This window comes from Massilia sp. DJPM01 (genome assembly GCF_030348125.1).
Classification (GTDB): Bacteria; Pseudomonadota; Gammaproteobacteria; order Burkholderiales; family Burkholderiaceae_D; genus Telluria_A; species Telluria_A frigida.
The window spans coordinates 1-23,065 of the sequence record NZ_JAQOZV010000071.1 but is presented as its reverse complement, the minus strand read 5'-3'; the positions used below and the strand labels follow the sequence as shown (position 1 = coordinate 23,065).

Genomic DNA, 23,065 nt, shown 5'->3' with positions numbered 1-23,065 from the left:
AAAAGCGCCAAATGACCTGTTGATAACTCTATGGATATCCACAGGCACCGTTTGTGGACAAACGCGACTTTATGCACAAGCCAAAATTTGTCCCAAATTGGTACCAGCCGGATACAGAGCTGATCACCGACTTATACCTCGTGCAAGCTCCTGATTTCGTGCAGGATTTTGCCATTATCCACAGAAATGTGCACCTGTTAACAACTACTACTAAATCTATATTTAACTTTTTTAGGTAAACCATCAAGACCTTTGAAAAACGAAAACCAAAAAAAAGAAGGCCCCCGAAATCAAAAAAATTTCTTTGCTGAACAAAAGTCGAAAGTTTCCAAAAAAAAAGAATCGCCCACAAAAACGTGTGAAGCACTTTTCTGAAGACGAAAAAAAAGCCGCGAACGGCTGAGCTTCCTGGCAGCACTTGTGGACAAGTCGATGGATATCCACAGGATGAGATGTGCAAAACCATCGACTTTGTTCACAGGCAAATTTTTGTCCAACAGTCATCCTTCGAAGATACAGGTCTTTTCCAGCGACTTTTTCGAGACGTAAGCGACTGATCCTGTTGATAAAATCGAACTTATCCACACAAAACCGCCGTTTACTATCACTACTAAATTTGTATACATACTACTTATATAAAACCCTAAACCCCGGCAAAGCGGTGCATAACCTCGAAGTCATCCACAGCTAAGTCCTCCAAAAGCCTCAAAACCCTGAAAAACAAGCGTTGACAGCCTGATCCTGGCAAAAGCGCAGAACCGCCGAAGCGAGCAGAAGCTCCTGAAGGCACCGCCAAGGCCATCGCAGCGCCGTTGGACCGCAAGCCGGGACTGTCTGCAGAAATCGACGCTGGCGGCCTTCTGCGCGCCTTCCGAAGCTTGCAGTGCACGTAGAACGGTTTATCCTTGTGGAAAACTCACGACTTACCCACATGCACGTTCAACAAAAAGGTTCTGCAAAGCATGAATTCAGGCAAAAACATACGTTTAGGCATCATTAGTGCCTTGCACGAAGAACAGGAAGGGCTCGTGGAAGCCATGCAAGGCCCCGCCACGCTCATCCATGGCATGCGCAACTACGCATCAGGACAAGTCGCTGGCATCGACGCTGTGTGCGTCCTGTCGCGGATTGGGAAGGTTGCTGCCGCCATGACCGCGACCACGCTTGTGGAAAAGTACGGAGTTACCCACATCCTCTTCACCGGCGTTGCCGGCGCCGGGGATGCGGGCGTGAAGGTGGGCGACATCGTGGTGGCCGAATCGCTGGTCCAGTACGACATGGATGCCAGCCCGCTGTTTCCGCGTTTCGAGGTGCCGCTGACCGGCTTGTCGCATTTCCAGTCGGATTTGCAGATGAGCCAGCGTGTTGCCAGCGCGGCACTGGATTTCCTCGACAAGGACTTCGAGACGGTGATCGACGAGGTGGAACGCGCCGAATTCGGCCTGGAGCGGCCACGGGTGCACCGCGGCCTGATTGCCAGCGGCGATCAGTTCATCAGCAAACGCGCGCACCTGGCGCAGTTGAACGGGGCGCTGCCAGGCTTGCTGGCGGTGGAAATGGAAGGAGCGGCAGTGGCCCAGGTATGTTTCGAGCTGGGCATTCCGTTTGCGGTGATCCGGACGATTTCGGATAACGCGAATGAAGAGGCGGCGACCGATTTCATGCGTTTCGTGAAATCAGTCGCCTCCCGTTATGCTTTTCATATCGTCACGCGTTTCTGCGCCGACCTGAAAAGCCGTCCGTCTCAAGCCAGCAGGGAGTCGGCCGGGGTGTAGTCGTAGCCGAGCGCCTGGGCAATCGCCGCGTAAGTGACCTTGCCTTTGCAGACATTCAGGCCGTTTTTCAGATGCAGGTCGTCGGCCAGGGCTTTTTTCCAGCCCTTTTCCGCCAGCGCCACCGCGTGGCCGATGGTCGCGTTATTCAAGGCAAAGGTCGACGTGCGCGCCACCGCACCCGGCATGTTCGCCACGCAGTAATGCACCACGCCGTCGACGATATAGGTCGGATCGGCATGCGTGGTTGCATGCGAGGTTTCAAAACAGCCGCCCTGGTCGATCGCCACGTCGACCACCACCGCGCCCGCCTTCATCTTCGAAATCATCGCGCGCGTGACCAGCTTGGGCGCCGCCGCACCCGGCACCAGCACGCCGCCGATCACCAGGTCGGCCGACAGCACCGCTTCCTCGATCGACTGGGCATTCGAATACTGGGTCGAAATGCGGTTGCCGAATACCAGGTCGAGCTGGCGCAGGCGGTCGATGCTCTTGTCGAGCACCGTCACCCGCGCGCCGGTACCGACCGCCATTTGCAGCGCATTGGTACCAACCACGCCCGCCCCGATAATCACCACGTGGCCGGCCGCCACGCCAGGTACGCCGCCGAGCAGCAATCCCATGCCGCCCTTGGATTTTTCCAGATGCGCGGCGCCAGCCTGGATCGCCATGCGCCCCGCCACTTCGCTCATGGGAGCGAGCAGCGGCAAACCGCCGCCGGCGCCGGTGATGGTTTCGTACGCGATGCAAATGGCGCCCGATTTCACCAGCGCCGCCGTCTGCTCCGGATCCGGCGCCAGGTGCAGATAGGTGTACAGTATCTGGCCGTCGCGCAGCATCGCGCATTCGACCGGCTGCGGTTCCTTGACTTTGACGATCATGTCGGCGCGCGCGAAAATCTCTTTCGCGTCGTCGACCATGCTCGCACCAGCGGCGACATACTGCTCATCGGATAAGCCGATCTCAGCGCCCGCATTTTTCTGAACCAGTACCTGATGCCCGCGCGAGCTTAATTCGCGCACGCTCGGCGGTGTCAAGCCTACCCGGTATTCGTGATTCTTGATCTCTTTTGGAACGCCTACAATCATGTCATCCTCCAAGGGGTAGTTATATATTTAGATCATTACAGACCTAAGGTCATCAGGCTCGCGTTTCCGCCAGCCGCAGTGGTATTAACGCACAGTGCGCGCTCGGCCACCATGCGCCACAGCGCAATCGCACCTTCTTCCGAGGTATCGATCACGCCGACAATCGCTCCCTGGCGGCTTGCCAGCACGGGCCACAATTCGGCTCCCAGCGACGCTTCCACCAAGGCAATCTGGAACTGGCATTGCGCCGTATCGGCCCCGTTCACAAAGGTGATACGGTCCGCCACTTCCGGCGGCAAGCCTTCGGGAATGACTTCCTTCGCGCGCGCCAGCACAAGCGCCTGGTTACCTGTTGCCAGGCAAGCCGCCAATTGATTGAGCAACACGCCAAGCGTTGCCGCCGCACACAAAATAGCGCCGCGCGGGGCAAACGACAAGTCGTTGCGTTCGCCGGTCGGGCCCGGCAAAGTCAGGCTGGTGCCGGCCAGCGTAGTACGCATGTATTCCTCGGCCAGGGTCGCCACGTGCGCGTGGCCGTGGGCTTTGGCCCACACCAGCAAGGCATCGAGGCCCGGCGTGGCCTGGCGTTCATGCTGCAGCAGTGCTGGCGCCGCCCGCTGCAGGCGCTTGAGGTAAAGCGGACCGCCCGCTTTCGGGCCGGTTCCGGACTGGCCTTCGCCGCCGAACGGCTGCACGCCGACCACGGCGCCGACGATATTGCGGTTCACGTAGATATTGCCCACATGCGCGCGCGAGCTGATGAAATCGATCGTTTCATCGATGCGTGAATGGACGCCCAGCGTCAGGCCAAAACCGGTGGCATTGATCGAATCGATCAGCTTCGGCAAATCGGCGCGGCGATAGCGGATGATGTGCAAGACCGGACCGAATACCTCGTGCTTGAGTTCCGACAAGGAGCCGATTTCGAGCACGGTCGGCGCCACGAAGGTGCCTTGGGCCGCCACTGCCGCCGGCACCTCCAGCGCAAAATAGCTTTTTGCGGTTGGCTTCATGCGTTCGATATGGCGCAGCAGGTTTTGCTGCGCTTCCGCATCGATCACCGGGCCGATATCGGTGGCCAGGCGATCGGGCACGCCAACGCGCAATTCCTGCATCGCGCCCTTGAGCATCTTGATGGTTTTATCGGCGATTTCCTGTTGCAGGAACAACACCCGCAAAGCCGAGCAACGCTGGCCGGCGCTATCGAACGCCGACGTCATCACATCCTGCACCACCTGTTCCGGCAAGGCAGAGGAATCGACGATCAGCGCATTCTGGCCACCCGTTTCGGCGATCAAGGCAATATCGCAGGCTTCCTTGACCGAGCGCGCCGCCAGGGTGCGGTTGATCAGCTGCGCCACTTCGGTCGAACCAGTGAAAATCACGCCCTTGACGCGCGCGTCAAGCGTCAGGCCGGCGCCAACCACTTCGCCGCGGCCCGGCAGAAACTGCAGGGCGGCTGCCGGAATCCCCGCTTCATGGAACAGCTGCACCGCGCGATAAGCGATCAGCGGCGTTTGTTCCGCCGGTTTAGCCAGCACCACGTTGCCGGCCGCAAGCGCCGCCGCCACCTGGCCGGTAAAGATCGCGAGCGGGAAATTCCACGGGCTGATGCAGGTGACCGGACCGAGTGCCAGCACCTGCTGCGTACCGTGCACCTGGGCTGCGTAATAGCGCAGGAAATCGACCGCCTCGCGGATTTCGGCTATCGCATTCGGCAGCGATTTGCCGGCTTCGCGAATGGCCAGCGCCATCAGTTCCGGGTAGTTTTCTTCAAACAGATCGGCCACCCGCGCGAGCATCGCGGCACGCGCGGTCGGCCCCGTGGTTTGCCAGTCCATGGCGTAATTGCTGGCGCTGTGCAGCGCCGTTTCCACATCGGCGCTACTGGCGTCGCTCACCTTGCCAACCACGTCGGCATGCAGCGCCGGATTGCGAATCGACGCAGGCGTGCCGGCCACCACGGGGCCGGCGATCAATGGCGCGGCGTGGTAGTTGCGCGGCTGTGCCAATGCGGTGCCGATATTACGCAGCACATCTTCGTTGGTCAGGTCGAGGCCGGCCGAATTCTTGCGCTCCGCATTGAACAGGGCAAGCGGCAAGGCAATGCCCGGATGCGGCACGCCGCCCTGCGTGCGCGATGCCTCGAACGGATCGGCGATGAGCGACTCGATCTTCACTTTTTCATCGACGATCTGGTTCACGAACGAGGAATTGGCGCCGTTTTCCAGCAGCCGGCGCACCAGGTAGGCGAGCAGCGTTTCGTGCGAACCGACCGGCGCATAAATGCGGCACGGCTTATCCAGATTGGCTTTGCCGACGACCTGGTCGTACAGCGTTTCGCCCATGCCGTGCAGGCACTGGAATTCATAATCGGTGATGCCATCCTGCTGCGCCCAGGTATAAATCACCGACAGGCTGTGCGCATTGTGGGTGGCAAATTGCGGGTACAGCAAGCCGCTCGCACCCAGCAGTTTTTTGGCGCAGGTCAGGTAAGACACATCGGTGTACACCTTGCGCGTATAGACCGGATAACCGGGCATGCCGTCGACTTGCGCGCGCTTGATTTCAGCATCCCAATACGCGCCTTTCACCAGCCGCACCATGAATTTGCGGCCGCTGCGGCGCGCCAGGTCGATCAGGTAATCGATCACGAACGGGCAGCGCTTCTGGTAGGCCTGCACCACGAAGCCGATGCCCTCGAAACCGGCCAGTTCCGGATCGAACGCCATCGCTTCCATCATGTCGAGCGAAATTTCCAGGCGGTCGGCTTCTTCCGCATCGATATTGATGCCGATGTTGTACTGCTTGGCCAGCAAGACCAGGCTGCGCACGCGCGGCAGCAGTTCGCTCATCATGCGCGCATGCTGTGCGCGGCTATAACGCGGATGCAGGGCCGACAGCTTGACCGAAATGCCCGGACCATCCTTGATGCCGCGTCCGTTTGATGCCTTGCCGATCGCATGGATCGCCGTTTCGTACGAGGCGTAATAATTTTTCGCATCCGCTTCGGTCAGGGCCGCTTCGCCCAGCATGTCGTAGGAATAGCGGTAGCCGCGCTGCTCGTTGTCGCGGCTGTTCTTGATCGCTTCGCCGATGGTCTGGCCGGTCACGAACTGGTTACCCAGCATGCGCATGGCCAGGTCCACGCCCTTGCGGATCAGCGGCTCGCCGCCTTTGCCGATCAGTTTGGTCAACGCCGAGCCGAGCCCGGTTTCGCTGCTGGTGCTGACCAGCTTGCCAGTGATCAGCAAACCCCAGGTGGCGGCGTTGACGAACAGCGAAGGCGATTCGCCCAGGTGTTTGCCCCAGTCGCCCTTGCTGATCTTGTCGGCAATCAGGCGGTCGGCGGTTTGCTTGTCGGGAATACGCAGCAGCGCTTCGGCCAAGCACATCAGTGCGACACCTTCTTCCGAAGACAGCGAGAATTCATGCATCAGCGCGTCGACGCCGGATGAACGCGTGCGTTTTTCGCGCACGGCCGAGACCAGGCGGTGCGCCAGCGCGTGCGCGTCCGGATGGGCGTTGTTGCCCTGTCCGAGCAGCCAGGCGACGGCCTCGGCTTCATCGCGGCGGTAAGCGGCGGTGATGGCGGCGCGCAACGGCGTCTGGTCTGGTTTGATTTCGGCCAGCAGCGCAGAGAAGGGAACGAAGGATGTGGCCGAAGCAGCGGCAGTTTGCATTGAGAACTCTTTACTAGGATTAGACGAATCGGAAAGACAACACCGCGCAGCTCCGGCGCGGCTTTTCCGTGAAGGCAAGCCACGCTGGAAGTGCGCGAAAAGATGATTCGATTGTAGAGTGAAATCTTCTGGATTAATTCTGGTATTACAGAAGACTAGCAATAGATAGTTTTTGGTGAGACAATTTCACCAAATAAAATTTATTGCGGAGATCTCGAATGCTGGACAAGATTAGCAAGAAAATTCTGTCGGAACTGCAAAGCGACGGCCGGATCAGCAACGTGGAACTGGCGGCGCGGGTGAACCTGTCGCCGGCGGCTTGCCTGGAGCGGGTGCGCAAGCTGCACGAGTCCGGCTACATCATGGGCTACACGGCCCAGCTCAACCCCCAGTTGCTCGACGTTTCCTTGCTCGTTTTCATAGAAGTGGTGCTCGACCGCACCACCCCCGAAGTCTTCGATGCCTTCAAGAATAGCGTACAAGTCATTCCTGAAGTGCTCGAATGCCACATGGTGGCCGGCGGCTTCGACTATCTGGTCAAGGCGCGCGTCAAGGACATGGCGGCATATCGCGAATTCCTCGGCAAAACCTTGCTCCAGAAGGGCGTGCGCGAGACCCACACCTACGCCGTCATGGAAGAAGTGAAAAATACCACCAAACTGCCGATCAAATAAGCACTTGGTGGAAATGTTTTTCTTTGGACACATTGTGTTGCAAATGCATTGAGCTTGCCCTGCTTATGCTGTAGGTTGTGAATCTCGGATAGCGGGATACTCAGCGCGCCAGCGGTGGCCAAGGGAACACATGAAACAACTTCATTCGACGTTGGGGCGGCTCGCGCTCGGCTGCTGCGGCGCTGCCGGCGGCGGTGTTCTCGCCGTGTTCCTGCTTGGCCTGGCGGCCGGTCCCGTGCTGGGGCCCGTGTCCGCCGCTGCCGTGTCCGGCGTGGTCAGCCTGGCGATCTTCCTGCTTCTGCAACAGAAGGATAATGGCGGCCATCGCCAGGAGTTTATCGCCGTGGTCGGTCACTCCATCGACGACATCATGATCGGCGCCGCCGAAACCTCGTATTTTGTCGACTCGGTCAAGAAAAAGATCGAAAAAGACGTGCAGACGGCGGTCGGCATCGTCGCCAGCGCCGAGGAAGTGGCGCACACGACCGAGCAGATCGCCGTCAATGCCGAGCGCGCCGCCAAGGTGGCCGCCGAAGTGCGCAGCGAAAGCGTGGCCGGGCGTGCCGAGGTGGCCGAGGGGCTCAAGCGCATCAGCGGCGCCCGGGTCGACGCCCAGCAGGCGGCCAGCACCATGAGCGCGCTGCAGGAAAAGTCCAAGGCCATCACCGGTTTTACCGACGTCATCACCGAAATTTCCGCGCGTACCAACCTGCTGGCGCTCAATGCCGCGATCGAAGCGGCGCGCGCCGGCGAGCATGGGCGCGGCTTTGCGGTCGTCGCTAGTGAAGTGCGGCAACTGGCGCATCGCACCCGCGAGGCTGCCGGGGAGATCAGCATGATGGTGCGCGCGATTAACGAACAGGCGGCCACGGCCAGCGTGGGCATGGCCACGCTGGCCACGCTGGTGGACGATGCGGCAGGCAATGTGGAGCGGGTTCACGGTTTCCTGGGCAATATTGAACGGTCTTCTGGCGTGTCGGAATCGGAAATCGGGCAGATTGCGGGGGCGGCGCGCACCCATGTGGAAACCACGCGCGGCATTTCCCGCGCGCTGACACAGATCCGCGACAGCATGTTGTCGACCAATGCGGAGTTGCCGCGCGCGACCGGTTCGGCGATGGCGCTGGCCGAGAAGGCGGAGTCGATTGCGGGCGCGATGGGTGAGTCCATGCTGGAGACGTCGCACGATCCGATCCGGATAGCGGCGCAGCGGGCGGCGGTCGACGTCGGGCAGTTGTTCAGTGCGGCGCTCAAGGCGGGCCAGATCAGCCATGAGGCGCTGTTCGACCGCCGTTACAAGCCGATTCCGAATACCGATCCGCCCAAGCACAATACGAAGTTCGACGCGTTTACCGACCGCGTGCTGCCGGCCTTGCAGGAAGCTCTATTGGCGAGCATGCCGCAGCTGGCGTATGCGGGGGCGGTCGATAATCATGGCTACTTCCCGACCCACAACAAGAAGTTTTCACAGCCGCTCACCGGCGATTACGATGTGGATATGGTGAACAACCGGACCAAGCGGATTTTCAACGACCGCACCGGGTCGCGCTGCGGATCGAATACCAAGCCGTTCTTGCTGCAGACGTACAAGCGCGATACCGGGGAAGTCATGCACGACTTGTCGGTGCCGATTTATGTGGATGGGAAGCATTGGGGCGGGTTCCGGGTTGGTTACCGGTCGGCGGCCAAGTAGGCAGCGATTTTCGAGACCGGCTAACTCTCAAACCATCGCTAACCCCAAAACCGTCTTCCCGCGCAGGGCTAGGCGCCCCCACGACAACCCAAGTTCATAACGTAACCGGCGGCTCCGCAAACTTGGGTTCCCGCCAAGGGGGCCGCCAAGGCCGGGAACGACGAAGTTTTGGGGCGACTCTACTCAATCGCTATTCGCCACCGCCCTCAAGGTCGTCGTATTCATCCCCTCCAGGTGCTTGCGCAGCCATTTATGCGCGGGGCTGCGGGCGTCGCGTTCGTGCCAGAGCATGTCGAGGTGCACCGCCGGCAAACTGAACGGCAGCTCGCGCCACACCAGCGCATCGGTCATCCCCGTCGATGCGATCAGGTGCTTCGGCAGCACGGTAATCAAATCCGAATTGGCCACCACCCTCCCCGCCGTGAAGAACTGGTTCACGGTCAGCAAAATGCGCCGCTCGCGCCCCAGCTGCGCCAGCGCTTCGTCCACCAGGCCATGCGCGCGCCCCGAAAAACTGACCAGCAGGTGATTCGCCGCGCAGTAATTTTCCATCCCCAGCTCCACCTTGGCCAGCGGATGATTCTTGCGCATCACGCACACGTAATGCCCGGAATACAGCCGCTCATGGCGGATCGGCGAACTGGTGTCGCTCGACAGCTGCGCGGCCACGCCAGGGAAGAAACCCACCGCCAGGTCGATATCGCCGCGCAGCAGCATCGGACGCGGCTCGCGCGTCGTCAGCGGCACCATGCGCACGTTCACGCCCGGCGCTTCGCTCTCGATCGAACGCATCAGCGAGGGCAGCCAGAATGCCGCCGTCGCGTCCGCCATAGCCATGCGGAAGGTCGCATGCGCCTTGGATACGTCGAAGGTTTCCGGGGTGACAGCCGCTTCCAGCCCGGCCAGGGCCTGGCGCACGGCCGGCCACAGCGACTCGGCGCGCGGCGTCGGCTTGACGCCGTAGGCTGTGCGGATGAGCAATTCGTCGCCCAGACTCTCGCGCAAGCGCTTGATCGCGTTCGATACCGCCGGTTGCGTCATGGCCAGGTGGCCCGCCGCGCGCGTCAGGTTTTGCTCGGTCATCACCGCGTCGAACACGCGCAGCAGGTTCAGGTCCAGGGTCAGAAAGCTCATGATGATTCAGAAAAGTTGGCGATTAGGTATCATACCGCATTCCATTCACCATTAATATAATTGGTATTGGATATTGGAATTGGATTTATATGTTGCGTTGCACTATAGTTGACACATAACAACTGCTACTGCGATTTCAACATCATGTCTATTTTGCTGCAAACCATGGGCGCCACCGCCTTTTCGCTGATGCCGCTGGTGCGCAGCGTGGGCCTGGTGCTGGCGATCGCTGCGCTGGCCCTGTTCTTCAAGCCTTTGCTGGTCGGCATCTTCCGCGCGCTGGTGCTGGTGGCCAATCCGCGCCTGAGCAAGGACCAGCTGGCCGCCCGCCGCAATATGCGCAACGCCAAAGTGCTGCAACGGATGACCAATTCTTCTTCCGGCAACGCCAGCCTGACGGCGGAACTGCGCGCCATGGCCGCCCGTTCTTGAGCGTTGGCCCGCCGCGCCAGCGGCTGCACAAAAAAAAGCGGCGCCGGTAAATGACCGAGCGCCGCTTTTTTATTGAGCAGGGAACTTATTTCCCCGAGAGCAGGGCTGTCTTCAAGCTCGAATCGACCGGGCGTTCGCCCATCCAGATGCGCAAGATGGCGTTGTAGAACAAGATGTCGGGGACGACTTCGCCGATTTTCTTGCCATTGAACTCGCACTGGGTGCCGGTGCCGGGAATCCAGTCCAGGTGCAGCACGTCACCCTTCTTCAATCCTTGCAAGAGGCCAAACATTTCGCCGAACTTGCTGATCTGCGACACGATCTTGGATTTTTCCTCGTTGTTGAGGTTGTTGTTCAGGCCGTTCATGAAGGCGTCGCCGAAATCATCCGAGGACAGGTCGCGCATCAGCACGATGGCGACCCGGCGCGGGCCATCCATCTTCATGATCTCAGGGAAGGATTTGCTCTTTTCCGGCAGGTACAGCGAGGTGACATACACCTTCGCCACGAACTTCTGGCGCATCCCGTAGCCGTTGAGCTTGAGTTCCTTGCCAGCGATCTTGACAGTATCGTCCAGCTTGATGCCGCTGATCTCCGCCGCGGAGGCACCCTGGCCGAAGGCGCAAGCGAGGACTATCCCTGCCAGCAAGCCTTTGAAAGTGAAACGGTTCATTGCGATCATGGTGTCTCCAGTGATTAATCTATTTTTGTTCCGCATGTAAAACGTTCATGCCGGCCTGCGGCTTGCCGGCACCAGGTGCGTCGACCGGCACGCCCGCATCTTCCTTCAACGTGGCAGCGGGCATGACGGTAGACAAGGCCATAGCGCCATCGTATTTACGCGGCGGGTATTATAGTCTTTACGTACGGTCGAGATGATGCCGGGATGTGCGCTGCGAGGAAAATTTAATGTAGGCGAACTAAGTGACTAGGTAAATATACCATTATTTTTCCCCAAAAAATTGCCCCGAAGGCATTTTAGACGGGCCATATGATGATGATATCAAGACAAAATCGTGGCTCTAAAGGCACATGAATTTACAATTTAGTAATTCTTGATGGGGATGGGCCGGAGGCTGTCCGCCGGCCTTGCCGCCCCGCCGCGTGGTTCGGCGGGAGGTTGTCAGGGGAGTGGCGCGGCTGGCGCATCCTTGCCGGCAGTGAGGCGCTCGTATTTGGCGCGCAACTCTTCCGGCGTCTCGCGCCAGGCCGGGTTGAACGGGATGCAACTGACCGGACACACTTGCTGGCATTGCGGTTCATCGAAGTGGCCGACGCATTCCGTGCATTTGTTGGGGTCGATCTCGTAGATCTCGGCGCCCATGTAGATGGCATCGTTCGGGCACTCGGGCTCGCACACGTCGCAGTTGATGCAGTCGTCGGTAATCAGTAAGGCCATGATTGCTCCGCTATTTATTCGGAAGGCGGCGCCATGGTGGCGATCTTCTTTTGCAGCCAGCGGTCGACCGAGGGAAACACGAACTTGGAGACATCGCCCCCCAGCATCGCAATTTCGCGCACGATGGTGCCGGAGATGAACTGATACTGGTCGGACGGGGTCAGGAACAGGGTTTCGACGTCCGGCAGCAGGTAGCGGTTCATGCCGGCCATCTGGAACTCGTATTCGAAGTCGGACACGGCACGCAAGCCGCGCACGATGACGCGGGCGTCATGCTTGCGCACGAAATCCTTGAGCAGGCCCGAGAAACTCTCGACCCGCACGTTCGGATAATGGCCCAGCACCTCGTTGGCAATTTCCAGGCGTTCGTCCAGCGAGAAAAACGGGCGTTTGTTCTTGCTGTCGGCTACGCCCACGATCAGGCTGTCGAACAGCCCGGACGCACGGCGCACCAAATCCTCATGGCCGCGCGTGAGCGGGTCAAAGGTTCCTGGATAAACGGCTACAACCATTGCGGCTCCCTAGAGATGCACCAATATAGAACGCGCATTATGCCTGAAATTCATGCGCGGTCCCCATAGCGGCATACCACGGGGAGGATCGCGGCCGAACAAAGCGCTGGCCGATTGCGTTTACGCTGCCGTTTTGCGCAGCTTGAGCAGGTAATAGAAGACGATGCCGGCCTTGTCATTACGCACCGCTTCCCACGGCGCGAGCCAGTCGGGCACGGCGCTGCCGTCTTCCGGTTCAAACGGCAGCGGTGCGCCGGATTCGGCATATACAAGGCCGTCTTCGGCGAGCAGGCCGGCGGTCAGTGGCAGGCTGCGCTCGAGCAGGTTTTGCTGGTAAGGCGGGTCGAGGAACACCAGCTGGTAGCGCTGGCCGCGCAGCGCCATGTTCTGCGCGCTGGCCAGGGCGTCGCCGCGGACGACCTGGACGTTGTCGGCCTTGAGCTTGATCTTGACATCGCCGAGCTGGCGCACCACGGGCGTGTGGCTGTCGATCATGGTCACCGAGCGCGCGCCCCGGCTGGCGGCCTCGAAACCCAAGGCGCCGCTGCCGGCGAACAGGTCGAGGACGTCGGCTCCGGTCCAGTTGGCGTCCCACAGGTGGTTGATCCAGTTAAACACCGTTTCGCGCACCCGGTCCGGGGTGGGACGCAGGCCGAGCGCGTCGAGCACGGGCAGCGTCGAGCGCTTCCAGGCGCCGCCGATGATGCGGACTTGTTTCGGAGGCGGCGGACGGTGCACCGGGACTTTGGCGGGTTTCTTTTGCATGGCGATGAGGGGGATTGCTGATCCGGCGCACTATATCACGGGGGTGGAAGGCGTTGCGGCGGGCGCTGGGGAACTTGGGCACCCGCCTGCGCGGGTGCGACGATGCGACGGTGCGACGGTGCGACGGGGTGACGGGATGACGGGATGACGGGATGACGGGGTGACGTTGCGGCGGGATGACGGCGTGATGGTGTGATGGTGCGACGGGGACGGTGTGACGGTGCGGCGGTGTAAGGCGCGCCGCTGCCAGGGGGCAACGGCGCGAGAAGCGGCTTACCTGGTGTCGGCGGCCAGGGCGTTGAAGTCGGTGATCCATCCCTGCATGCGTTTTTGCGCATGGGCTTTCTGCTCGGGCGTGGCGATCTTCACCGCCACCAGGACCATCTGCATCGTGCTATCCGTATAGGCATCCAGGAACTGCTTGTGCTCGGGGCTTTGCATGCGCGCCAGCATATCCTTGATCACACCCTGCACCAGCGGCGCGGCCGCCTCCTTGCTCAGGTTTTCCTTGTCGATCTTGCGCAGCACCGTCAGGATCTTTTGCTGGCGCCGCAAGCGCTCGTCGAGCCAGATCTGGTTGTTCAGCGGACGCGTATCGGAGGCCTTGCGCAACAGCGCTTCCTGATCGCGGCTGAAGTCGCCGAACCACAAATCGAACTGCTCCATCGTTCGCTTGAAACGTTGCTCCTGCAACTCGTCCACCGTGCCGCGGATGAACTTCTTGCGGAAGGTCTCATTGTTCTTGTTGAATTTCTTTTCCAGGTGCGCCAGCTGCTCCGGCTTGATGGTGAGCGCCAGGTCGGTCAGTTCCGGCAAGGCTTTCAGCGCCAGCAATTCGGTGCGGTTCATGATGTCGCGGTAATCGGCGTCCAGGTCAGCCTTGCTCAGGTTGCCTGCAAGTTGGCGCTGGGCATTAGTGAGGATGTGGATGTAATCCTTCAACTGGGTCTGGCGATGCCATTTGAACAGTTCCTTGATATCTTGCTTGACCTCCGGCGCCTGCTCCGAATCGAGATCGACATACGCATCGAGCCACCAGTACAGCAGAGTGTCGCCCTGGTTGTAGGCCAGTTTGATGCCGCTGCACGCGCTCAGCACGGCCATGATTGCCACCAGGCAAAGAACGCGAAAGCGCTGGGAAAGTGGTTCCTGCGTGTTAAACTTTTTCATTTATTAACTCTTTTTGAACGAACGCTTATGAACGTAGTGATTCTTGCCGCTGGCATGGGAAAGCGCATGCAGTCCGCGCTGCCGAAAGTGCTGCACCCGCTGGCGGGAAAACCCCTCTTGCAGCATGTGATCGATACGGCAAGGGCACTTGCACCGAGCAAATTATGCGTTATTTACGGCCACGGCGGCGCAGCGGTGCCCGAGATGCTGAAACGCCAGGACAGCACGGGCCATGCCGCCATCGATACCGCCTTGCAAGAGCCGCAGCTCGGCACCGGCCATGCGGTCAGCCAGGCCGTGCCCCAGCTCGATGAAGATGCCCCGACCCTGATCCTGTACGGCGACGTGCCGCTGACCACCGTGGCCTCGCTCAAGCGCCTGGTCGACGCGGCCGGCACCGACAAGCTCGGCATCCTGACCGTGGTGCAGGCCAATCCGTTCGGCCTGGGCCGCATCGTGCGCGAAGGCGGCACGATTACCCGCATCGTCGAGGAAAAAGATGCCAGCGAAGCCGAACGCGCGATCTGTGAAATCAACAGCGGCATCATGGTCGCGCCGACCCGTCACCTGAAAAAGTGGCTCGGTTCGCTGTCGAACAATAACGCGCAGGGCGAGTATTACCTGACCGATATCGTGGCCCAGGCCGTGCTGGACGGCGTGCCGGTGGTGTCGGCAAATCCCTCGGCCGAGTGGGAAGTTGCTGGCGTCAATAGCAAGGTGCAGCTGGCCGAGCTGGAGCGTCGTCACCAGCTCAATATCGCCAACGCGCTGCTGGAAAAAGGCGTGACCCTGCTCGACCCGGCCCGCATCGATGTGCGTGGCGAACTGATTTGCGGGCGCGATGTGACCATCGATGTCGGTTGCGTGTTCGAAGGCCGCGTGGAGCTGGGCGATGGCGTGAACGTGGGTGCGCACAATGTGCTGGTCAATGCGCGCATCGCGGCGGGAACCAATATCAAACCGTTCTGTCATATTGAAGATGCGGTGGTAGGCGCCAAGTCGGTGATCGGGCCGTATGCACGCTTGCGTCCGGGCACCGAGCTGGCGGAGGATGTGCACATCGGTAACTTTGTCGAGATCAAGAACAGTCAGATCGCGGCGCACAGCAAGGCCAACCATCTGGCCTATGTGGGCGATGCGACGGTCGGTTCGCGCGTCAATATCGGCGCGGGGACGATCACGTGCAATTATGACGGCGCCAACAAGTTCCGTACCGTGATTGAAGATGATGCGTTCATTGGCAGCGACAGCCAGCTGATCGCGCCGGTTACCGTCGGCAAGGGTGCGACCCTGGGCGCCGGTACCACGCTGTCGAAAGATGCGCCAGCCGGCAAGCTGACCATTTCGCGCGCCAGGCAGATGACCATTGAGAACTGGACGCGTCCGGTGAAGGTCAAGAAGTAAGGTTTATCCGCCTCGCTCCCGCGAGGCGAGAACCGTGCGCGCGAGAGATGGCAAGCGGCAGTGAGTACTTGTGCTCCCGCCTCGCGCGGGAGCGACGGTTTTCAGGCAAGCGGCGAGCTCCAGGGTGTCCAGGCAAGCGGCGAGCTCCAAGGTGTTCAGGCAAGCGGCGAGCTTCAGGGTTTCCAGGCTTGCGGCGAGCTTCAGGCTTTCCAGGCCAGCGGCAAGCTTCAGGCCGCCAGCGCCGTCGCCACATTCGCGCGTGCCGCCTTGAACGCCGGCACCAGCGCCGCCATCAAGGCGACCGCCAGCACAGTCACCACCGCCATCAGCATCCGGTTCACATCCAGCTCCACCGGCATCGGCGTGGCAAACGCGCGCTGCGTTTCCGCCTGCACGGTCACCCTGTTGATGATCCACGCAATCACCCCGCTCGCAATCAGGCTGACAGCCACGCCCGCCACCGCCATGCCCAGCGCTTCGGTCACCAGCATCAGGAATACTGAATGGCTGCGCATGCCCAGCGCGCGCAAGGTGGCCACTTCGCGCCGCCGTTCCAGCGCGTTGATCGACATGGTGGCGGCAATGGTCGCCGCAATGACCGCAAACACCATCCCGGCAATGCTGTCGAACGCCAGGTCGGATGCGCTGCGCGCCCGCATATAGGCCAGCGACAATTCCTGCCAGGTGCGCACCTCGGCGCCGACGCCCGCCTTGCGCAGCGCCGCTGCCACCGCCGTGCGCTGCAGTTCCAGCTGGGCCGGGTCGGACAGGAACACCACGAAGCGCTCGGTTCTGTCGGTATTGAGCAAGTCCTGCGCCAGTTCCAGCGGCATCAGCAGCGAAGGGACGTGATCGTCGCGGCCGGGCAGCGCGTACACATCGACCACCTGGGCAATGACTTGCCTGGGCGCGGCGTCGGCCACCGCCGCGGTGAGCGTCAGCGCGCTGCCGACCCGCAAGGCGAGCGCACGGGCCTTGGCCTGGCTGATGGCGATGCCATTGCCGACCAGCGATTGCAGCGTGCCCGGCGCCCCTTGCAGGCCCGGCACCAGCGGCTCGTCGGGCACGCGCAGGCCCTGCCCCGCGAACGTGACCGAGTGCCCGCTGGTGGCGGCGATCCCGGCCACGCCGATTTCCGGCACCACCAGTGCGATGCCCTTCACACGCGCCAGCACGGAGCGCGTGCGCTCCGCTTCGTCCGGGCCGAACAGGCGCGCATCGCCGCCGGAAGCGGCGGCCACAACGCTCAGGTGGCCCATCCGTTCGCGGATCACGGCCTGGTACGCGATGCCGGCGCGGGTACTGGCGATATTGCCCGCAAATAGGTCGAGCACGCACAGGCTGGCCCCGATCAGGACGATCGCCAGCACGCTGCGCGCGCGCCCCAGCAGCAGGGTGCGCAGGGCCAGCCGGTACGGGCTCATAGCTGGACCCGGAAAGGTTCGCGGCCGGCATCGGCCAGCACGGCGTGCAGGCGGCCGTCGTGCAGTTGCAGCGTGCGCGTGACGCGGTTGAGCTGGCGCTGGTCGCGGGTCGAGACGATGAAGGCGGTGCCGTGCTCGTGCTGCTGCTGGGAGAACAAATCCATCACCAGGCGGATGCAGGCGCTGTCCAGGCGCGAGGTGGGCTCGTCGGCCAGCACCAGGCGCGGCTTGGCCAGCAGGGCCCGCGCAATCGCCACGCGCTGGCTCTGGCTGGGATCGAGCCGCGCCGGAAAGGTGTTGGCGTGGGTCGCCAGGCCAAGCAGGCCGAGCAGCTCGTCGGCGCGCGCATGGGCGGCGTGCAAGTCCTTGTGCGCCAGGCGGCCGCGCAACAGCAGCGGCAGCAGCACGTTTTCGTGCGCGGTCAGCACCGGGATCAGGGTAAAGGCCTGGAACACGAAGCCCATCATTTCGTTGCGCAAGTCGGCGCGGGCTTGTTCGGGCAGGCGGGCGATCAGCAGGTTGGCGATCACGACACTGCCTTCGTTGGCATATTCGAGCATGCCGATCAGGTTCAGCAAGGTGGTCTTGCCGCTGCCGGCGGGACCGCAAATGGCCACCATGTCCGCCATGCCCACCTGCAGGTTGACGCCATCGAGGGCATGCACGGCGGACAGCCCGCCCCCGTAATACTTGTGCACGCCCGTCAGGCGCACCAGGTCGCCATGCGGCTTGGGCGCCGGCCCAGCGTGTTCCAGGATGTCATTCATCGCTCCACCTCCCGCATCGTCGCGCCCGGCGTCCACCAGGACGCCCAGCAGCTTCGAGTAGAACCTGTTTCCGCCGGGCCGCCGTTGAGATTGCTCAAAGGCAATAATCAGACGGCGATGCGGGTCTCGAACTTGCTGCGGAAGGTGGAAAAATAGGCTTTCACGTTGCGCACATTGGTGCGTGTGGCGAACAGGCGGTGCGCCAGGGCGTGGTAGGCGGGCATGTCGGCGACCTGGACGATGAGCACGAAATCCGGCCCCGGGGCGACCCGGTAGCATTGCAGCACGGCCGCTTCGGCCGCCACATGCTGCTCGAACTCGTCCATGCGCTCGGCGGCCTGCACATCGAGCGTGATCTCGACGATGGCGGTCAGGCGCGCGCCCACCTTTTCCGGCGCCACGATGGCCACCTGACGCTCGATGACGCCGCCCTCGGTCATGTACTTCACCCGGCGCAGGCAAGTTGGTGGCGACACGTGGACCAGCTCGGCCAGCTTCGCATTGGTATGCGATGCGTCAAGCTGGAGGATATTCAAAATGCGACGGTCGACGTCGTCGAGATCATTAGCGGTCATGGATTTTAGCGATCAGCAAAGAAAATGGTCGATAAATGAAATATAAATTCATGTCTCATGAGTGATGAAATAATTACTCAATATAGTAGCAAATTAGAAAGCATATTTCATGGTAGCTCAACTACGATCTGCGCATTCATTCATTTTCACATCGAGGTCATCATGTGCGGTATCGTCGGAGCAGTAGCACAACGCAACATCACTCCCATCCTGGTCGAGGGCTTGAAGCGGCTTGAGTACCGCGGCTACGACTCGTGCGGCGTCGCACTGCACGTCGACGGCAAGTTGCAGCGTTCGCGCAGCACCTCGCGCGTGGCCGACCTGGAAACCCAGATCGCCGGCGCCGGCCTGCAAGGCTTCACCGGCATCGCCCACACGCGCTGGGCCACGCACGGCGCGCCGGCATCGCACAATGCGCACCCGCACTTTTCGCCAACCGAAGAGAACGCCCGCATCGCCCTGGTCCATAACGGCATCATCGAAAACCACGACGAACTGCGCGCCGAACTGACCGCGCTCGGCTACGTGTTCCAGAGCCAGACCGATACCGAAGTCATCGCCCACCTGGTCGACCACATGTATAGCGGCGACCTGTTCGAGACCGTCCAGCTGGCCGTCAAGCGCCTGACTGGCGCCTACGCGATTGCCGTGTTCAGCCGCGAAGAGCCGCACCGCGTGGTTGCCGCGCGCCAGGGTTCGCCGCTGATCGTCGGCGTCGGCCAGGGCGAGAACTTCGTCGCCTCCGACGCCATGGCGCTGGCCGGCACCACCGACCAGATCATCTACCTGGAAGAAGGCGACGTGGTCGACCTGCAACTGTCCAAGGTCTGGGTCGTCGACGTCGACGGCAAGCCGGTCCTGCGCGAAGTCAAGACCGTGCACGCGCACACCGGCGCGGCCGAGCTGGGCCCGTACCGTCACTACATGCAGAAAGAAATCTTCGAGCAGCCGCGCGTCATCGGCGACACGCTCGAAGGCGTCACCGGCATCATGCCGGAACTGTTCGGCGACAATGCGTTCAAGGTCTTCAAGCAGATCGACCGCGTGCTGATTCTGGCGTGCGGCACCAGCTACTACTCGGGCCTGACCGCCAAGTACTGGATGGAATCGGTGGCCAAGGTCCCGGTCCAGGTCGAGATCGCCAGCGAATACCGCTACCGCGACAGCGTGCCGCATCCGAACACCCTGGTGGTGACGATTTCGCAAAGCGGCGAAACGGCCGACACCCTGGCCGCGCTCAAGCATGCGCGCAGCCTGGGCATGGTGCACACCCTGACCATCTGCAACGTGGCGACCAGCGCCATGGTGCGTGAATGCGCGCTGTCGTACATCACCCGCGCCGGCGTGGAAGTGGGCGTGGCATCGACCAAGGCCTTCACCACCCAGCTGGCCGCGCTGTTCCTGCTGACCCTGACCCTGGCGCAAGTCAATGGCCGCTTGAGCGACGAAGAAGAAGCGACCTACCTGAAAGAAATGCGTCACCTGCCGGTGGCCATTTCCGCAGTGCTGGCGCTGGAACCGCAGATCATCGCCTGGGCCGACGACTTTGCGCGCAAGGATAATGCGCTGTTCCTCGGCCGCGGCATGCACTATCCGATCGCTCTGGAAGGTGCCTTGAAGCTCAAGGAAATTTCGTACATCCACGCCGAAGCGTATCCTGCGGGCGAACTCAAGCATGGTCCGCTGGCGCTGGTGACCGATGAAATGCCGGTCGTCACGATCGCACCGAACGATGCGCTGCTGGAAAAGCTGAAATCGAACATGCAGGAAGTACGCGCCCGCGGCGGCCAGCTGTATGTGTTCGCCGACGTCGATTCGCGCATCACCTCGGGCGATGGCTTGCATGTGATTCGTTTGCCGGAACACTACGGTTTGCTGTCGCCGATCCTGCACGTTGTGGCGCTGCAATTGCTGGCGTATCACACCGCGCTGGCCAAGGGGACGGATGTGGACAAGCCGCGTAATCTGGCCAAGTCGGTGACGGTGGAGTAAAAGCAGCTGGCGTGCTGACTCAAATGACTAGAACAAATAAAGTCAGTCTTAAAGCAATAAAGTTAGTCGCTTCTTCCCGCCGCTGACGCTGCCCTTACAACGTCTTCAATAAATCGCTGCCAGTGGATCTTCGTTACTGAAAGATCTACCGGCAGAAGTCAATAATGCACCGTAAAATCGTTAAGGTCATCCCATTTCAAGCGATTCGCGTTTTGGCAGCGCAGATGGTAAATGCGGCTCAGTCCGTCGTGCAAATCAACGTTTTGGCCACGCCATCACAGCAGCGCATCGCAACAAACCAGCTTCATGAACTAATTACCGAAAGGCTTCAAGCATGAGTGCTCGGTTCGACCCATGGACCGACGCAGCTGTGATTGCGGCGCGCCTATCGGTGCCAACGAGCCGCTTGGTGTTGATCATTGGTGCAGAAAATTGGTGTCAGAGCTGCCGAACGCTCCGCCCGGTCTTCGAGTCTTTAGCGGCGCACCAGGCTAACCTGAAGGATATTTGGCTCTGGCTCGATTTGGAGGAACATGCCGAGTTTGTAGATGACTTTATTCCAGAGGATCTGCCACTCCTGCTCAGCTATTCGGGTCGAGACCTGACCCATGCGGTTATCGTTAGCGATTTGACCGTAGCGGCTCTAGAAGATTTACTGTCGCAGTCAGAGCGCATCGACCAAACTATTCCGCCAAATATACGTACGCGCCTGATGACCGTTGACTGGGCACTTTAGGTCTCGTCGGTATCTCGCTCCGCCTCCGTGCCTGGGGTCGGGTATTTCTTGGCGAACCCAACGGTGCGATCAATATTGGTACCGCTTAACGCGGCCCTGTGGTCTTGGGTAGCCGCTGCGTTTGCAAGATGAACGGTGTGCAGATTGGCTGCGGCATCGATGGGAATGGCATCATCACCATTTAAGGATTCTTTCAATGAAGATGCGCATCGAAATTTCTGACCAATGGGCCGTAATCCGGCTCATTGCCAACCAGTTTTTCTGTCCGAATATAATCGACTCAGCCGAATGCGCACGTCCGCGATCCGCTGAGTCAACGCATGGGTAAGGGGGATTCACGTATGAACGACTCGCTCAAATCAATAAATAGTTTCCTCCGCGAAGCCCGTTTAGAGGCTGGCAATCGAGACTACGCGGCAAGCCTCGCATCGGCTGAGAAGGCCTCTCCTCTGCTTGATACGTTGTCCCTCGACAGCACGCCGTCGGCAAAATACCACGATGCATGGGGCGGCTACTTCCAGCAAAAGCTCAAGTGCCTCCGTCAGCTTCAGATGACTGACGCGTTGAGTGCGACCTGTCATGCGGTCCTTGACCGCTTTCCCATTGACGAAGAGGACTGCGCGAATGAACACCCCATCACGCTCCAAGTCGCCCGCCGCGCCTTAAGGCAGCTTGCAACGCTCGCCTTGGAACGGAGAGATGCAGACGCGGCGGTGGAATGGATGGAGCGCTGTTTCGCGCTCACTGCAAGCAATGACGAAGTGGACGACCCTTTTGTCTCGAGCTACGTGCTGCGCGCTATCGTATTTCTAGCCGGGTATCGCAGCGAGCCTGATCGGTATCAAATCCGATTTTTTGAGAGCCTGGATGAACTGACGTTCAAGGCCCGCAAGTTCCCTGAAATACGGATAGACGATCCCGAACTGGTCGCATTTCTGGAGGATCCGGCGTACCTAGCCTATCAAGCGAGCAAGCCGGCCGAGGTGTTGAGCAAAGGTGGCCCGGGCGAAACGTGGGAGAGCGCATTGGACAGGTTCCGTGCCTTCGCGGAGGAGCTGCAGGTTGCGCAGCAAAGCCCTTTGGCGGACAGCGACTTTGAGATCGAGGTATGGCCAGTGGCACTGTCCGATTTGATGACCCATGAAAAAAATTGGGACTGCATGGCACCTGCCGCTTTACGGGAGCTGTATCTCGACCATGGCAGTTTCAAGGTGCAGGACGAGTGGGGGGCCCTGACCTTGTACGGCCACGGCGAGGACGGACTGCGGTTGTTCGGAGGAATCGTTCACATGATTGATCAGCTTTGGGGCGGGCGCCCGGAGTTTGACAACGATTTCTCCGCCGACGAGATTGCATTCCTCAATGCAAACTTCTTCGTATTCGGCCAGTTTTGCCATGATTCGAACGTCTATACGCACTTGTTCTTCGATCGCGATGGACGTTTTGGCAGCGTGCGCTATGACCAGGATGAGTGGGGCCCGATGGAGACCGCGCTCAGGCATATGATCGACGGTCGGCAGGCGTGCTTCCAGAGCCTCGATGATCTGATCTCGGAGCAAATGAATGCCGTCATTGAATACCTCATCTACCTCGACGACGAGGCACGCATGGAGGGGTAAGTCGAGGGACTTTCGGCGAACAAACTCGGTGTAACGGCTCGCGTTTGAAACCGGCCGTGCTTGCATTCGACGCCCGTTTCGGCTCGAATTAACTGCAAATGACGGACGTCGCATGCTCACACTATCTGCAAACGAGCTTGCAATCGATGGCTCCGGCTCGTATTCCACCACCGTCTGCTCACGCTAAATGCAAATGACGGCTCATATCGGCAAGCCCGCCCGTAAG

Annotated in this window: 22 protein-coding genes; 9 read left to right on the top strand and 13 right to left on the bottom strand. The window is 60.6% G+C overall.

The window, feature by feature from the left end; genetic code table 11:
• Window positions 1-962 precede the first annotated feature (962 nt).
• A complete protein-coding gene (locus tag PO883_RS30030) occupies window positions 963-1,775 on the top strand; it encodes a 5'-methylthioadenosine/adenosylhomocysteine nucleosidase (protein ID WP_289313031.1) in 813 nt (270 codons plus the stop codon).
• Here the strand turns inward: PO883_RS30030 and ald are convergent.
• Together ald and putA are read right to left on the bottom strand one after the other, a co-directional pair.
• A complete protein-coding gene (gene ald / locus PO883_RS30025) occupies window positions 1,745-2,860 on the bottom strand; it encodes an alanine dehydrogenase (protein ID WP_289313030.1) in 1,116 nt (371 codons plus the stop codon). The two genes, PO883_RS30030 and ald, sit on opposite strands and share 31 nt — an antisense overlap.
• A 35-nt stretch (window positions 2,861-2,895) precedes the next feature.
• On the bottom strand, window positions 2,896-6,543 hold the full coding sequence (gene putA, locus PO883_RS30020; protein ID WP_289313029.1) for a trifunctional transcriptional regulator/proline dehydrogenase/L-glutamate gamma-semialdehyde dehydrogenase: 3,648 nt from the start codon (window positions 6,541-6,543) through the stop codon (window positions 2,896-2,898).
• Between the two features lie 218 nt (window positions 6,544-6,761).
• Between putA and PO883_RS30015 the strand changes: the two genes are divergently transcribed.
• Both PO883_RS30015 and PO883_RS30010 read left to right on the top strand, forming a co-directional pair.
• Window positions 6,762-7,217, top strand: coding sequence for an Lrp/AsnC ligand binding domain-containing protein (locus tag PO883_RS30015; RefSeq protein WP_167091204.1), 456 nt, complete (start codon window positions 6,762-6,764; stop codon window positions 7,215-7,217).
• 130 nt (window positions 7,218-7,347) lie between these two features.
• Window positions 7,348-8,910 (top strand): methyl-accepting chemotaxis protein, encoded by a 1,563-nt coding sequence (locus PO883_RS30010; protein WP_289313028.1) that lies wholly within the window; start codon window positions 7,348-7,350, stop codon window positions 8,908-8,910.
• Window positions 8,911-9,093: 183 nt separating this feature from the next.
• On the opposite strand, the gene PO883_RS30005 is transcribed toward PO883_RS30010, so the two are convergent.
• On the bottom strand, window positions 9,094-10,044 hold the full coding sequence (locus PO883_RS30005; protein ID WP_167091198.1) for a LysR family transcriptional regulator: 951 nt from the start codon (window positions 10,042-10,044) through the stop codon (window positions 9,094-9,096).
• Window positions 10,045-10,188: 144 nt separating this feature from the next.
• Between PO883_RS30005 and PO883_RS30000 the strand changes: the two genes are divergently transcribed.
• Complete coding sequence (locus PO883_RS30000) at window positions 10,189-10,476, top strand: hypothetical protein (RefSeq protein ID WP_289313027.1); 288 nt, start codon at window positions 10,189-10,191, stop codon at window positions 10,474-10,476.
• An 85-nt stretch (window positions 10,477-10,561) separates the two neighbouring features.
• On the opposite strand, the gene PO883_RS29995 is transcribed toward PO883_RS30000, so the two are convergent.
• The 6 genes from PO883_RS29995 to PO883_RS29970 form a co-directional block, all read right to left on the bottom strand.
• Complete coding sequence (locus PO883_RS29995; protein ID WP_289313026.1) at window positions 10,562-11,158, bottom strand: chalcone isomerase family protein; 597 nt, start codon at window positions 11,156-11,158, stop codon at window positions 10,562-10,564.
• 19 nt (window positions 11,159-11,177) lie between these two features.
• The gene (locus PO883_RS29990; RefSeq protein ID WP_289313025.1) at window positions 11,178-11,300 is read right to left on the bottom strand and encodes a hypothetical protein; all 123 of its coding nucleotides are present in this window, start codon (window positions 11,298-11,300) and stop codon (window positions 11,178-11,180) included.
• Window positions 11,301-11,599: 299 nt separating this feature from the next.
• On the bottom strand, window positions 11,600-11,875 hold the full coding sequence (locus tag PO883_RS29985) for a YfhL family 4Fe-4S dicluster ferredoxin (protein ID WP_289313024.1): 276 nt from the start codon (window positions 11,873-11,875) through the stop codon (window positions 11,600-11,602).
• 14 nt (window positions 11,876-11,889) lie between these two features.
• On the bottom strand, window positions 11,890-12,387 hold the full coding sequence (gene coaD / locus PO883_RS29980) for a pantetheine-phosphate adenylyltransferase (protein WP_054265447.1): 498 nt from the start codon (window positions 12,385-12,387) through the stop codon (window positions 11,890-11,892).
• A 120-nt stretch (window positions 12,388-12,507) separates the two neighbouring features.
• Window positions 12,508-13,152, bottom strand: a complete 645-nt coding sequence (gene rsmD / locus PO883_RS29975) for a 16S rRNA (guanine(966)-N(2))-methyltransferase RsmD (RefSeq protein ID WP_289313023.1) — start codon at window positions 13,150-13,152, stop codon at window positions 12,508-12,510.
• A 273-nt stretch (window positions 13,153-13,425) separates the two neighbouring features.
• A complete protein-coding gene (locus PO883_RS29970; RefSeq protein WP_289313022.1) occupies window positions 13,426-14,322 on the bottom strand; it encodes a DUF6279 family lipoprotein in 897 nt (298 codons plus the stop codon).
• Window positions 14,323-14,349: 27 nt separating this feature from the next.
• Here PO883_RS29970 and glmU point away from each other — a divergent pair, with 27 nt between their 5' ends.
• Window positions 14,350-15,726: a bifunctional UDP-N-acetylglucosamine diphosphorylase/glucosamine-1-phosphate N-acetyltransferase GlmU gene (gene glmU / locus PO883_RS29965; RefSeq protein WP_289313021.1), complete on the top strand. Its 1,377-nt coding sequence runs from the start codon at window positions 14,350-14,352 to the stop codon at window positions 15,724-15,726.
• A gap of 227 nt (window positions 15,727-15,953) precedes the next feature.
• Here the strand turns inward: glmU and PO883_RS29960 are convergent, their stop codons facing one another.
• The 3 genes from PO883_RS29960 to PO883_RS29950 form a co-directional block, all read right to left on the bottom strand.
• Window positions 15,954-17,150, bottom strand: a complete 1,197-nt coding sequence (locus PO883_RS29960) for an ABC transporter permease (protein WP_289313020.1) — start codon at window positions 17,148-17,150, stop codon at window positions 15,954-15,956.
• Window positions 17,147-17,917 (bottom strand): ABC transporter ATP-binding protein, encoded by a 771-nt coding sequence (locus PO883_RS29955; RefSeq protein WP_289313019.1) that lies wholly within the window; start codon window positions 17,915-17,917, stop codon window positions 17,147-17,149. The genes PO883_RS29960 and PO883_RS29955 overlap by 4 nt, the downstream gene beginning before the upstream one ends.
• A 107-nt stretch (window positions 17,918-18,024) precedes the next feature.
• Window positions 18,025-18,492 carry an Lrp/AsnC family transcriptional regulator gene (locus PO883_RS29950; protein WP_289313018.1) on the bottom strand — a complete coding sequence of 156 codons (468 nt, stop codon included), beginning with the start codon at window positions 18,490-18,492 and terminating at the stop codon, window positions 18,025-18,027.
• A gap of 162 nt (window positions 18,493-18,654) precedes the next feature.
• Between PO883_RS29950 and glmS the strand changes: the two genes are divergently transcribed.
• The 3 genes from glmS to PO883_RS29935 all read left to right on the top strand — a co-directional run bounded on the left by glmS (window position 18,655) and on the right by PO883_RS29935 (window position 21,220).
• Window positions 18,655-20,484, top strand: coding sequence for a glutamine--fructose-6-phosphate transaminase (isomerizing) (gene glmS / locus PO883_RS29945; protein ID WP_289313017.1), 1,830 nt, complete (start codon window positions 18,655-18,657; stop codon window positions 20,482-20,484).
• A gap of 164 nt (window positions 20,485-20,648) precedes the next feature.
• Window positions 20,649-20,822 (top strand): hypothetical protein, encoded by a 174-nt coding sequence (locus PO883_RS29940; RefSeq protein ID WP_289313016.1) that lies wholly within the window; start codon window positions 20,649-20,651, stop codon window positions 20,820-20,822.
• Window positions 20,819-21,220, top strand: coding sequence for a thioredoxin family protein (locus PO883_RS29935; protein ID WP_289313015.1), 402 nt, complete (start codon window positions 20,819-20,821; stop codon window positions 21,218-21,220). Before PO883_RS29940 ends, PO883_RS29935 begins: the two co-directional genes overlap by 4 nt.
• On the opposite strand, the gene PO883_RS29930 is transcribed toward PO883_RS29935, so the two are convergent.
• On the bottom strand, window positions 21,217-21,417 hold the full coding sequence (locus PO883_RS29930) for a hypothetical protein (protein WP_289313014.1): 201 nt from the start codon (window positions 21,415-21,417) through the stop codon (window positions 21,217-21,219). The two genes, PO883_RS29935 and PO883_RS29930, sit on opposite strands and share 4 nt — an antisense overlap.
• A gap of 144 nt (window positions 21,418-21,561) precedes the next feature.
• Here PO883_RS29930 and PO883_RS29925 point away from each other — a divergent pair, with 144 nt between their 5' ends.
• Window positions 21,562-22,839, top strand: a complete 1,278-nt coding sequence (locus PO883_RS29925) for a hypothetical protein (RefSeq protein ID WP_289313013.1) — start codon at window positions 21,562-21,564, stop codon at window positions 22,837-22,839.
• Window positions 22,840-23,065 lie beyond the last annotated feature (226 nt).

What these genes read in the sequence shown, in the direction of transcription:
- PO883_RS30030 (WP_289313031.1), top strand. Translation starts at nt 963, where the DNA reads ATGAATTCAGGCAAAAACATACGTTTAGGCATCATTAGTGCCTTGCAC.
- ald (WP_289313030.1), bottom strand. Translation starts at nt 2,860, where the DNA reads ATGATTGTAGGCGTTCCAAAAGAGATCAAGAATCACGAATACCGGGTA.
- putA (WP_289313029.1), bottom strand. Translation starts at nt 6,543, where the DNA reads ATGCAAACTGCCGCTGCTTCGGCCACATCCTTCGTTCCCTTCTCTGCG.
- PO883_RS30015 (WP_167091204.1), top strand. Translation starts at nt 6,762, where the DNA reads ATGCTGGACAAGATTAGCAAGAAAATTCTGTCGGAACTGCAAAGCGAC.
- PO883_RS30010 (WP_289313028.1), top strand. Translation starts at nt 7,348, where the DNA reads ATGAAACAACTTCATTCGACGTTGGGGCGGCTCGCGCTCGGCTGCTGC.
- PO883_RS30005 (WP_167091198.1), bottom strand. Translation starts at nt 10,044, where the DNA reads ATGAGCTTTCTGACCCTGGACCTGAACCTGCTGCGCGTGTTCGACGCG.
- PO883_RS30000 (WP_289313027.1), top strand. Translation starts at nt 10,189, where the DNA reads ATGTCTATTTTGCTGCAAACCATGGGCGCCACCGCCTTTTCGCTGATG.
- PO883_RS29995 (WP_289313026.1), bottom strand. Translation starts at nt 11,158, where the DNA reads ATGATCGCAATGAACCGTTTCACTTTCAAAGGCTTGCTGGCAGGGATA.
- PO883_RS29990 (WP_289313025.1), bottom strand. Translation starts at nt 11,300, where the DNA reads ATGGCCTTGTCTACCGTCATGCCCGCTGCCACGTTGAAGGAAGATGCG.
- PO883_RS29985 (WP_289313024.1), bottom strand. Translation starts at nt 11,875, where the DNA reads ATGGCCTTACTGATTACCGACGACTGCATCAACTGCGACGTGTGCGAG.
- coaD (WP_054265447.1), bottom strand. Translation starts at nt 12,387, where the DNA reads ATGGTTGTAGCCGTTTATCCAGGAACCTTTGACCCGCTCACGCGCGGC.
- rsmD (WP_289313023.1), bottom strand. Translation starts at nt 13,152, where the DNA reads ATGCAAAAGAAACCCGCCAAAGTCCCGGTGCACCGTCCGCCGCCTCCG.
- PO883_RS29970 (WP_289313022.1), bottom strand. Translation starts at nt 14,322, where the DNA reads ATGAAAAAGTTTAACACGCAGGAACCACTTTCCCAGCGCTTTCGCGTT.
- glmU (WP_289313021.1), top strand. Translation starts at nt 14,350, where the DNA reads ATGAACGTAGTGATTCTTGCCGCTGGCATGGGAAAGCGCATGCAGTCC.
- PO883_RS29960 (WP_289313020.1), bottom strand. Translation starts at nt 17,150, where the DNA reads ATGAGCCCGTACCGGCTGGCCCTGCGCACCCTGCTGCTGGGGCGCGCG.
- PO883_RS29955 (WP_289313019.1), bottom strand. Translation starts at nt 17,917, where the DNA reads ATGAATGACATCCTGGAACACGCTGGGCCGGCGCCCAAGCCGCATGGC.
- PO883_RS29950 (WP_289313018.1), bottom strand. Translation starts at nt 18,492, where the DNA reads ATGACCGCTAATGATCTCGACGACGTCGACCGTCGCATTTTGAATATC.
- glmS (WP_289313017.1), top strand. Translation starts at nt 18,655, where the DNA reads ATGTGCGGTATCGTCGGAGCAGTAGCACAACGCAACATCACTCCCATC.
- PO883_RS29940 (WP_289313016.1), top strand. Translation starts at nt 20,649, where the DNA reads ATGCACCGTAAAATCGTTAAGGTCATCCCATTTCAAGCGATTCGCGTT.
- PO883_RS29935 (WP_289313015.1), top strand. Translation starts at nt 20,819, where the DNA reads ATGAGTGCTCGGTTCGACCCATGGACCGACGCAGCTGTGATTGCGGCG.
- PO883_RS29925 (WP_289313013.1), top strand. Translation starts at nt 21,562, where the DNA reads ATGAACGACTCGCTCAAATCAATAAATAGTTTCCTCCGCGAAGCCCGT.